The organism is Dietzia sp. DQ11-38-2, from assembly GCF_014145055.1.
Taxonomy (GTDB): Bacteria; Actinomycetota; Actinomycetes; order Mycobacteriales; family Mycobacteriaceae; genus Dietzia.
Genome location: NZ_JAALDW010000428.1, coordinates 9,574 through 20,458, shown reverse-complemented (window position 1 = coordinate 20,458; position 10,885 = coordinate 9,574). Strand labels below are relative to the sequence as shown.

Genomic DNA, 10,885 nt, shown 5'->3' with positions numbered 1-10,885 from the left:
GGAATCGTGATCGGCTCGTGGCCGGACGACCCCGACCTCGCCGAGCGCTGCAATCTGGACGACCTGCCCCGCCTGGCCGGGGTTCCGGTGCTCGGCCGGGTGCCCGCGGGGGCCGGTCGGCTGGATCACGTGGAGTTCACCCGGTCCGCCCCCGCGTGGTTCGACTCCGGCGCCCTCGACGCACTCCGAGAGGTGTACCGGCCGACGACTGTTCCGACACCGTAGGCACGGCGGACCCAGACCGGATCCCCCTGCGGGGACCGCTCGGCGGCTGAACTCAGCCGACGTGCCAGTGGCGGCGGATGAGCTCCTCGCGCGCGGCCTCGTCGTCGCCCTTTCCACCGGCTACCTCGTCGGCGTCGGCGTCGCGCAAGCCGGCGAGCAGGGCGTCGATCAGTTTCCCGGGGAAGACGCCGTCGGCTTCGAACATCTCGCGCTCGGCCTCCAGCACGTCGGCCGCCTCCCCACACGAGGTGGGCAGCTGCTCGAAATCGTCATTGGTGTCAGCGTTGAGGCGGTCCGCCAACTCCAGGCTGCCGTCATCTCCCAACGCGCGCGTCGCGGCGACGGCCATACCCGCCAGGAGCAGGTGGACGTCGGCCGAGCCGTCGCCGAGTCGCAACTCGATGGTCTGGGGGTGCGTGGCCGGTTCGGGGACGGGCTCGGTGCTGCCGGGATTGGCGTGGGCCACCATGCCGGCCAGCACGTCGCCGCCCCAGGCCAGTGGGACCCGGACCAGACCGGTGCGGTCCTTCTCCCCCCAGCAGATGTCCTCGGGCGACTCGTCGCCGGCGGTGAACCGCAGGTAGGACGTGGGGACCGTGTTGCCGACCGCGGACAGCGCCCTGGCCGCCGAGAGGTAACCGGCGATCAACCGTCGCCCGGTGGCGTTGATCCCCGCCTTGGTGACGAGGGTGTTGGTGCCGTTACGCACCAGTCGGCTGTGGATGTGCAGGCCGTTCCCAGCGCCCTCGCCGCTGACCAGCGGCGCGAACGTCGCCTCGAGGCCGTGGGAGTAGGCGACCTCGCGCACCACCCATTTCGCCAGGACGAGGTTGTCGGCGGCCTGCTCCAGCGGCACCGGCTGGAGCTCGATCTCGTGCTGAACCAGCTGACGGTCGTCCTCGAGGATGTTGCCGACCTCGCCGTGGGCGTACTTCAGCGGCACCCCCATGGAGGAGAGGTGACCCAGCACCTGCTCGCGCACCCGCTCGTGCTTGGAGAAGGGCCCCGACTCCTGGTACCCGCGCTCCTCCTCGACGGGATAGAGCGCCTCGGGCCGGTCGACGAGGTAGTACTCCAGCTCACCGAACGCCTCGAGCGTCATGCCGGTCTCCTGGGTCAGCACCTCGGCGCCGCGGCGCACGACCTGCTCGCGCGCGTACGGCAGCGGCGTGCCGTCCTCGCGGTAGAAGGAACACAGGACGTCGAGGGAGATCCGCTCTCCGAAGGGGTTGAGAAAAGCGGTGCGGTGCCGCGGGACGATGTAGACGTCACTGGCGTCGGTGTCGGTCCCGGGAAAGACGCTCGAGCCGTCCACGCGCTCGCCTCGCGTCAGAACCTCGTGGAGGTGCTGGCGGGAGTTGATGGGGAAGGCCAGGGTCTTGAGACGACCGTCGCCGCCGACGTAGCGCAGGTTCACCTGCTCCAGTCCCAGCTCTTCGACCGCTCGGACGAGGGCGTTCGCGGTGAACTCCGCCGAAGGCATGCCGAGCAGGCGGACGAGGGGATGGGGTTCGAATGCGTCGATGGGCATCCCTCGTTGTATCAGCGTTGCGGGGCAGTCCCCACCGGAGGAGCGCGTTCGCCGGGCGAGACCGCCTGACTTCGCCTGGAACGTGACTCTCCCTGGAACGTGATTCTGCCCAGAGCACGGGAGAATGGGGCCATGGGCGCAGCGGACTTCGATCTGACGATGGACGAGCTACGAGCGGTCGTGCGGTTCGCCGCCGACTGCGCTGAGGGACTGCTCCCCGAGTTCGACGCCGTGGCCCCGGATGACTCACGTCCACGAGACGCGATCGACGCGGCGCGCGCGTTCGCCGACGGCGCTCGGCGGTCGAACCTGCAACGAAGCGCCGCCGTCGCCTCCCACCGCGCGGCCAAGGAGGTCTCCGACGAGAGCGCGCAGCTCGCGGCACTCGCCTGTGGTGACGCCGCGGCCGCCGCCTACCTTCACCCGATCGCCAAGGCGTCACAGGTCGGACACATACTCCGCGCAGCTGCGTGCGCCGCGCGGGTGACCGAAGTACGGACCGGCACTTCGGAACGCGACACGGTTCGAGCCCTGGCCGGTCGGGCGACCCCGCCCGTGCCCGCGATTCTTCGTCGGTACCCGGAGGCACCGACTGGCAGCTCACGCGTCTCGCAGCTGATGAGCGCTCTCGACTCAGCGATTCGGGAACGCGGTTAGAACCACAGCTCCGCCAGCAGTTCGATCGACCGGTTCCGCACCGCCGGGTCGTACGCGTAGGTCACGGTGATCAGCTCGTCCGCGCCCGTGCGCGCGACGAACTCGTCCAGCTGCGCCTTGACGGTGGCCGGCGATCCCACCGCGCTGATCTCGAGCATCCCGGGCGAGCTGCCGGCGAACTGCTCCGGGTCGACGGGCGGCTGGATCTTGCGGCGTCGCCCGGCCCGCAGGTCGAGGAACATCTGCTGGAGGGTGGTGAACTGTCGCTGCGCTTCAGCGTCGGTGTCGGCGACGATCACGTTGATCCCGGCCATCACCTGGGGCGTGTCGAGGCGCGCGGTGGGGGCCTCGGTGCTGAAGGACTCCCGGTAGACGCGGATGGCGTCGTCGATCTGGTCGGGCGCGAAGTGCGAGGCCAGCGAGAACGGCAGACCCAGCTGACCGGCGATCGAGGCGCCGTTGACGGTGGACCCGAGCACCCAGATCGGCACCTCCATGCCCTGAGAGACCGACGAGAGGATCGGGGTGCTGTGCGCCGTGCCGGCCTCGCCGAACCACGCCTGCAGGTCGTAGATGTGCTGCGCGAAGGCCTGCGGTTCGGCCGACGACCGGCTCAGCGCCTGGGCGGTCATCCCGTCGGTCCCGGGGGCGCGGACCAGGCCCAGGTCGATCCGGTCGCCGTGGAGGTTGGCGAGCGTGCCGTACTGCTCGGCCACCATGAGCGGCGCGTGGTTGGGCAGCATCACCCCGCCGGAACCCACGCGGATCCTCTCCGTCACCGAGGCCGCCTGCGAGATCAACAGTGCCGTGGCGCTGGACGCGAGGTTGGGGGTGTTGTGGTGCTCAGCAAACCAGAGCCGGTGGTACCCGAGCCGGTCCGCGAGGCGCGCGGACTCCATCGAGGCGGCGATGCCCTCCCGGGCGGTCGAGCCGTCGGAGATGGAGACCAGGTCGAGGATGCTCAAGGGGATCGACAACTGCACACCTTTTTCTGCGTTCACTTTTCGAGGTTTCGAGTCGGCAAGACCCGCAATCCGAGGCTACCGACGCGAGGGGATCGGTGACGGATCACCGATCCCCTTGTCGACACCCCCACCCCCCCGGGCGAGACGCCAGGCGGTCCGCCTCTACGCCTGAGTATGACGACGACGACAACGCGCGCCCTCACTCCGGCGGGAACGGCGCCGGGTTGCGCATTTCGAGCACTTCCTCATGTGCTGTGGGTCACACTGATCCGAGCGTGGGTACCGCCCGCGCGGCAGGTCCGCACGAAGGGTCCACACCAGATGACTGACCACGCGACGCAGGTGACGTCCACCGAGTCCAGTTCGACATCGACGCGATCAGACGAACCACTCAACCAACGCATCACCTCGGGCGAGGCCGACCTCGATGAGTTCCGTGAGCGCCTGACCCTGTGGTTGGCCGGCCGGGACGAGGTCGACTCCGACGCCGGGGTCGAGGTCTCTGCGGTGAGCCGGCCGGAGAGCTCGGGGATGTCCAACATCTCGGTGCTGTTCGACGCCGCGTGGACCCCGGCCGGGTCGAGCGAGCGCCAGTCCGTGGAGTTGGTGGCCCGGATGTGCCCGCAGGACGACGCGTTCCCGGTGTTCCCCGTCTACGACCTGCAGAAGCAGTTCGACGTGATGAGAGTGGTCCGCGAGAACACCGACCTACCGGTCCCCCGCGTCCGCTGGCTCGAGCAGGACCCGGCCGTTCTCGGCACGCCGTTCCTGGTGATGGACCGGGCCAGCGGCCGGGCCCCGGTCGACAACCCCCCGTACGTCTTCGACGGCTGGCTCCTGGAAATGGACCCCGAGCAGCGGCGGAAGGTGCAACAGGAGTCCCTGGCCGTGTTGGCGGCGATTCACCAGATCCCGCAGCCCGCCGACCTGGTGTCCTCGCTCGCCCCCGCCCCCGGCATGAGCGCACTGCGCGCCCACGTGGATGAGCAGCGCGCCTACTACCAGTGGACGACCCGGGAGGACGGGTTGACCATCCCCGTCATCGACCGCGCCTTCGACTGGATCGAGGCCCACTGGCCCGACGAGACCAGCCCGGACGCCCTGAGCTGGGGCGATGCGCGGATCGGCAACATTCTCTACGACGGAACCCGACCGACCGCAGTCCTGGACTGGGAAATGGCCACCATCGCGCCGCCCGAGGTGGATCTGGGCTGGTTCCTGTACTTCCACGACGTCTTCCAGGAACTCGCGGTGGCCTTTGACTTCCCCGGGATTCCGGACCTGTTCGAGCACAGCGAGGTCGTCGAGCAGTACGAGCACCTCACCGGATCCACGGTCCGGGATCTGCCGTTCTACTACGTGTACGCCGGGCTGCGGCAGGCCGTGATCCTGTCGCGGATCACTCGCCGTCGTATCCACTTCGGCGAGGTGGAGACCCCCGCCCACCCGGACGAGTACGTCCTCCACCACACCAAGTTGGCGCAGCTCATCGCCGACTGATTACGCCACCGGCCCGCCGCTCCCACCAGCCTCTCCCCCGCTGCCCCAGCGGCCGACTACTGCCCGAGGATCCACGTGAAACCCACCCCGCTCGACGAGTTCCCCGTCCACCAGACGCCGCTGCCGATGGCGCAGGTGGGCACGAGCGATCGGAACTTCTACGACCGCTACTACTTCAACGCGCACGACCGCACCGGGGAGGTGTTCCTGGTGACCGGGTTCGGGGTGTATCCCAATCTCGGCGTGGTGGACGCGTTCGCGACGGTGCGCCACGGCGACACGCAGCGGTCGGTGCGGTTCTCCGACGCACTCGAGTCGCGGTCGCTGGAACCGGCGGTGGGCCGGTACCGGATCGAGGTGATCGACCCGCTGCGGTCGTTGCGCCTGATCTGCGAGCACCCGGACTTGTCGATGGACATGACCTGGCAGGGCTCGTTCGATGCGGTGCTCGAGGACCGGCACGTCCTGCTGGAGGGCACGCGCGCGATGCTGGACGCGAGCCGGTTCGCGCAGGTCGGCAGCTGGTCGGGGACGCTTTCGGTCGATGGCCGTGACTTCCGCGTCGACCCCGACGTGTGGCTGGGCACCCGGGACCGCTCGTGGGGGATCCGCCCGAGCGGCGAGTCCGATCCGCCGGGCCGGTGGGCCGCCGAGCCGCGCGAGGGGTTCTGGTGGACGTATATCCCGCTGCGCTTCGACGACTACGCGATGGTCGTGATCCTGCAGGAGAGCCCCGACGGGCACCGCACGCTGAACCACGCGAGCCGGGTCTTCGCCGACGGACGGACCGAGCAGCTGGGCTGGCCGCGGCTGGAGGTCGACTACCGCAGCGGCACCCGCCACCCGGAGTGCGCCCGGCTGCACCTGACCACGCCTCGCGGTGAGGCCTTGTTGCTGGAGGTCGAGACGCTGGGCGGTGTCCCGCTGAGCATGGGCGCGGGCTACGTGGGCGACCCGGCCTGGTCACACGGTCGCTGGATGGGCCGCGACTGGAGCGAGTCCGTCACCTACGACATGACCTCCCCGGACGTGGTGAACATGCTGCCGTTCAACGTCGTGGACCACGTGGCGCGCGCGACCTGCAACGGTGATGTGGGCTGGGGCCTGTTCGAGCACGCCAACATGGGCCGGCACGACCCGTCGGGATTTGGCGGGTGGGGGGATATGGCGGAGTAGTCGCGGCTACTGCGACTATGGTCATCTCCCGAATTCGAGGCGCGCTCACCCGGGAGGCAAATCGCCGCTGATCGAAGTAGTAGCGGCTCTAGCGGCGGACTCGTGCCTGGGAGTATTCGGTAGCCGATAGTCGTCGTTATGTAAAGCTGAACGGTCTAAGTAGTCGCCGGTTGGCGCCTCCACCGGGCCGGGGTTACCGGCTGTGTCTGGCATCAGTGGCGCTTTGGCCGTTGGGCCGCGTACTGTCTCGGCCAAGGTAACCCCGCGCCCGATGGCTTCGTCCATCGGTTCCTCTAGTGCGTGGGGCATGTCTATGTTTCCCGGCACCACCGGTCGCACGATGCCCGTGTTCGTTCCGAGCATCATCTTCCAGGACAATTCTCTTCCACCACTGCGTATCGGTGATGTCATCAGCCTTGTGCCGGTGTTCATCACCGAGCGCGATCCACGCGCCCCCGGCGTTTCCACTGCCCCCGTCACTGTTCGCCCGCGGTGGGGGCACGCCCCGCAGCCCCATCCTTACAACGACGCCTCACTGCTCTGGCATTTCGAAGTGCTCGGCGACGGCTGGACCGCCTACTGGTCGCACGATCGCCCAGTGAGCGGGCGGATCCACCTCACCGGGCGTCTGATTCCCGATTTCGTGCGAGCCGTGGCAGGTCACCCCGGCGTGATGACCGGCAAGATACGGCGACTACAACTAGTCGAGGAACGATTCCGGGCCACTGATGCCGGGCCCCGCCTCATCTCCGGCACCGCCCAACTACGCGACCTGGGCCCGTCACCCGATCGCTACTGGCCCAATTGGAGGCGGATTAATACCAACGACGATCCAGTCCAGGAAACCGGCGTTCTGGTGGATCTCGACCTTGATGCCGTCCCCGATGACGTGACCGACTTCGAGGCCGGGGCAGTAACTGTCTCCGGCACCGACGTGTGGGTCATGGATCGGGCTACTCCCCTACTTCTGCACGTGGATATCTCCCACTCCCCACCTCAGGTCGTGGAATACCTCCTACCACTGTCGATCGAACCACCACCAGACAAGTGGTCGCGCAGAGTTCATGCTGACCGCGACGGGTGCTGGATCACCTCCCCGGAGGAGATCGTGCGCTGCGCCCGACTCGGCCCAACCGAGCTGAGTGTGCACCGCAGGACCACCGAGGGCGGGGACTACACGATCGACCACGAGGGTCGCCTGTTCATATGCACTTACCCACACCACTCGGTTCACGACCATCCCCAGTACGGATTCGTGCACATCGACCCAGACCAATATCCGGTGCGTGAACTCGTCGATGGCGACCTCATCCCAGTCTTGGACGACTCAATCATTGCCATTGTGCAATCCCACCGGCGGCGAGCCGACCGAGTCGAGACCACAGACGGCACCAAGTGGATTGCCGACGCCACCCTGACAGCTGAACTACCCGATCGCACCGTTCACACCATCGACCTGGACTCCCGAACGACGGGCCAGGTGCAGTGGATCCGGGAGGACCCGTCCCAGGATCCGGCGTTCATGGACCTTCCCCCGGAAGCTGCCCCACACCCACGAGAAAACCCTCAAGCCGGACGCATACTGCGAGCTAGGCGACGCTAGCGCTATACGTTGCCCCCATGACCATCAACAACGAGGCGTCCCGGCCGTGGCTGCGGCGCCTCGGTCGACCTACCGCGTTGGTCATGTTTGCTGTGGTGGCACTTCTCGCACTGGGGGCGACCGTGTCGATCGTCGACATGGTCGGGTCACCTCCACCTCCCGCCGAGCTGCAGTACGGCCCTTTCAGTAATATCGACTTGGACCCGTCTACCGTGACCAGCAGCAGGGGTCGAGATTCCATAGCATCGATCTATGGCCTATGACGCGCACCAGTTCATGAGCCCTGACGTCACTGGACACACCATCCAGGTGATGGTCCACAGTTCGGTCTTCCAGGGCGGGTCCTTGCCTCCGCTTCACGTGGACGGCGTCATCAGCGTTGTCCTCGGTTTCGATTCCGAGGCCGAGCCTTCCGCTCCCGGTGTGGACACCTTTCGGGTGAGGGTCCAACCGAGGTTCGGACACGCCCCGTACGGAGCAGAAGATGGTTCGCTGCGCTGGTTGTTCGACGTTTTCGGTGCCGGCTGGAGCGCGGAGTGGCACCACCACACCCCGGTCGCCGGGCTGATGCACCTGACCGGGCGCCTCGATGTCGGCTTCGATCGGGCTGTGCGCGGCCACCCCGGCGTGGTGACCGGCAGGATTCGGCGTCTGCAACTCGTCGAGAAGTGGGTGGAGTCCACTGACACGGGAATCCATTATGTCGCGGGCACAGAGCGGCTACGCGACCTCGACCCCTCCCCAGATCCTTACTGGCCGCGATGGAAAGGTATCGACGACCCCAATGCCTTTGCTGAGACCGGCATCCTGGTGGACCTCGACCTCGACGACTTACCCGACGATGACACCGAGTTTGATGCGGGAGCAGTAGCCATTGACCACGCAGACCTGTGGGTCATAGATAGATCGAACCCCCTCCTGCTGCACATCGACACCACTGCCACGCCACCTCGAGTGACCGAGTACCGACTGCCCCTGGCAATCGAACAACCGAGAGAGATGTGGACACGCCGTGTTCATGCCGACCGTGATGGTTGCTGGATCACTTCCCCAGAAGAGATCATTCGCTGCACCCGCACCGAGGACGCCGAGCTGACCGTCCACCGGGCCATAGAGACGGGCAGGGACAGAACCGTCGATCTTGACGGCCGTCTCTATGTTCTGGAAGTCCCGCACTATGGGAGTCGCCCCGACCCCCGTTACGGCTACGTCCGCGTCCAAGCCGACGAGCATCCAATACGCGAGCTCGTCGACGGTGAACTCGTCCCCGTCATGGATGACACCACTATCGCTCGAGTAGAAGCTGCATTTCGACGAGCAGATCAGGTCACCGCCGACGACGGCACCACCTGGATCGCTGACAGGACCCTCATAGCCAAGCGACCCGACGGGACCAGCCACACGATCGATCTGCACCCCAGCACCCGTGGACGAGTGCGCTGGCCGCGCGACGGACCGAGGAGTGGTTTAGCACTAGCCTCACTCGACACCACCGCCCTTGCTCGCTTCAAGAAAACACCGGACGAGCAGTAGCCAGCGGGGGCACCAAGGCGATTCGCCAATGGGCTCAACGGCCACGACGTCTCTGACCGCGGCCGCATCTCCGCCACGGTGACGCAGCCGCTAACTAGTGAGGCAGCACGGCGCAGACCACGGTGACCACTGGCCGGATCGCCGTGCTCACAAGAGGGCCAGGTTCGCTCAGCAACTTTCCGGCCGCCAATGCAGTCGTGCGCGAACTTCCCAACACCGAGACATCGCTCGCTGGCCCCGTCTCACTTAATTTCAGTGGCGGCGAGGACGGCAGCGTCGTCCGCCCTCGCCGAGCGAGGCTGTACACGTTCCAGAGACCGTAGGCCAACGCCGGGAGCAGGCCTTATGTAAAGCTGAGGGTGTCGAGTTGTAGATCGCACGAACTCGACCACTCCATGCGTGCACCGACCAAGACTCGACAATGCACTGCGGTGGACGCGTCCGTTTCACTGCCAGTCGGGCTCAGCTGAAAATGTGAGGCAGCCGGTCGTACCACCGTCGCGCCGCGGTCTCATATCGCTCACTTCGCTGCGCGGCGTCGGCGAGTTGGTCTGGCGCGACGCCAGCCTCAAGAAGGAGCCTGAACGTCAGGACCCACCGCAGCGACTGGTTGAGTGCATAAACGTCGAGGATGTCCGACGCGTGCCCCGATTCCTCCTCTCCCAGACCGTGGGCGCCCGCAACTCGTTGGGCGCGCACCGCCTCTTTCCACCGACCGAGTTTGCCGACGGCCGAAGGTACTGCTTCGACGACAGGTTCGGTGATCTCTCTAAGGCGCTGGGGATACGACTTGTCCGACCACCACTGCCTCAGTGCGCTGTTCAGGCTCTCCTTGACCGGCTCCTCAACCGCCGAGTCACGCAGTGCTTCGATTGCCTGCTCGACTTGCTCTTCGGAGAAGCGCTTCGCGTTCGGGTAAAGCCGGCGGTGAAGCATCTCGGCGGCGGTCGCGAGCGTGAGCGCCTCGGTCTCGACGGTGGCGAACTCATCGCTCCAAGCAGCCGCGAGGATCTGCGGGACTGGAGATACCCGCCGCGCCAGTTCCAGCCAGCGAGGTAGGAAGTCATCACCGACGTCGCCGCGATATAGGAACAACTCACCTGAGCTTCCTGACGCCTCCACATCGACCTGATGTCCCAGTACGTTTACTCTGATGTCGCCCTCGGCCAACCCAAACTTTCGCACTGAGCATTTGGCTCCAGACAGCAGTGTCATCAAGCTCGCGATCGGCGTGGCGACGTGAGAGAGTGCGTCGGTCAGCACCAGACCGCCGTCAATGTTGAACACTGCGGCGGTATTCGTCGACACTTTGAAGCCGTCGAAAGCGGGCGGCGAGATCGTCGCCGTCGGGACAAGGCGGACCTGCCCCGACGGACTGATCAGGGCAGATTGCGGCGCGTCGGGAAGCTCTACGGAGAAGCCGCGCGGACCGCGTCCCTTTGCAGGAATAGTGTGTCTCGTCGTCGGAATTCCGGCCCAGTCATGGAGGTTCGTGACTTCCACCCGGATCTCGCTGAACGGTTGAGTTTCGTCGGGGATGTGGTCGCCGACGAGACACCAATCGGTTCGCATCTCATGATTGCCCGGAGCCTCCTCATCAGGCATCGCGAAACCGAGGGAGCGCCGACGGGTCGTACGCACACCCCAGAGCGTCACCGCACTCGGGTTCACCGCCAGCGAACCCAGAACGGCAAA

General features: G+C 66.6%; 8 protein-coding genes and 1 pseudogene. 6 read left to right on the top strand and 3 right to left on the bottom strand.

The window, feature by feature from the left end:
• Positions 1–225 (top strand): annotated as a pseudogene (locus tag G6026_RS13800) (ATP-dependent dethiobiotin synthetase BioD); the annotation flags it as partial.
• Positions 226–277: 52 nt separating this feature from the next.
• Here the strand turns inward: G6026_RS13800 and G6026_RS13795 are convergent.
• Positions 278–1,756 carry a glutamine synthetase family protein gene (locus G6026_RS13795; protein ID WP_182613500.1) on the bottom strand — a complete coding sequence of 493 codons (1,479 nt, stop codon included), beginning with the start codon at positions 1,754–1,756 and terminating at the stop codon, positions 278–280.
• Positions 1,757–1,888: 132 nt separating this feature from the next.
• Here G6026_RS13795 and G6026_RS13790 point away from each other — a divergent pair, with 132 nt between their 5' ends.
• A complete protein-coding gene (locus tag G6026_RS13790; protein ID WP_182613499.1) occupies positions 1,889–2,413 on the top strand; it encodes a putative immunity protein in 525 nt (174 codons plus the stop codon).
• Here G6026_RS13790 and G6026_RS13785 read toward each other — a convergent pair.
• Positions 2,410–3,390, bottom strand: a complete 981-nt coding sequence (locus G6026_RS13785; protein WP_182613505.1) for an LLM class flavin-dependent oxidoreductase — start codon at positions 3,388–3,390, stop codon at positions 2,410–2,412. The two genes, G6026_RS13790 and G6026_RS13785, sit on opposite strands and share 4 nt — an antisense overlap.
• Before the next feature lie 309 nt (positions 3,391–3,699).
• On the opposite strand from G6026_RS13785, the gene G6026_RS13780 reads away from it, so the two are divergent.
• The 4 genes from G6026_RS13780 to G6026_RS13765 all read left to right on the top strand — a co-directional run bounded on the left by G6026_RS13780 (position 3,700) and on the right by G6026_RS13765 (position 9,190).
• Positions 3,700–4,878, top strand: coding sequence for a phosphotransferase family protein (locus G6026_RS13780; RefSeq protein ID WP_182613498.1), 1,179 nt, complete (start codon positions 3,700–3,702; stop codon positions 4,876–4,878).
• Between the two features lie 75 nt (positions 4,879–4,953).
• Positions 4,954–6,054, top strand: a complete 1,101-nt coding sequence (locus tag G6026_RS13775) for a hypothetical protein (RefSeq protein WP_182613497.1) — start codon at positions 4,954–4,956, stop codon at positions 6,052–6,054.
• Between the two features lie 271 nt (positions 6,055–6,325).
• On the top strand, positions 6,326–7,657 hold the full coding sequence (locus tag G6026_RS13770) for a hypothetical protein (RefSeq protein ID WP_182626927.1): 1,332 nt from the start codon (positions 6,326–6,328) through the stop codon (positions 7,655–7,657).
• A 252-nt stretch (positions 7,658–7,909) separates the two neighbouring features.
• Positions 7,910–9,190 (top strand): hypothetical protein, encoded by a 1,281-nt coding sequence (locus G6026_RS13765; RefSeq protein WP_182613495.1) that lies wholly within the window; start codon positions 7,910–7,912, stop codon positions 9,188–9,190.
• Between the two features lie 462 nt (positions 9,191–9,652).
• Here G6026_RS13765 and G6026_RS13760 read toward each other — a convergent pair.
• Positions 9,653–10,885: HEPN domain-containing protein (locus tag G6026_RS13760; protein ID WP_194307630.1), on the bottom strand; the 1,233-nt coding region annotated here is incomplete at its 5' end.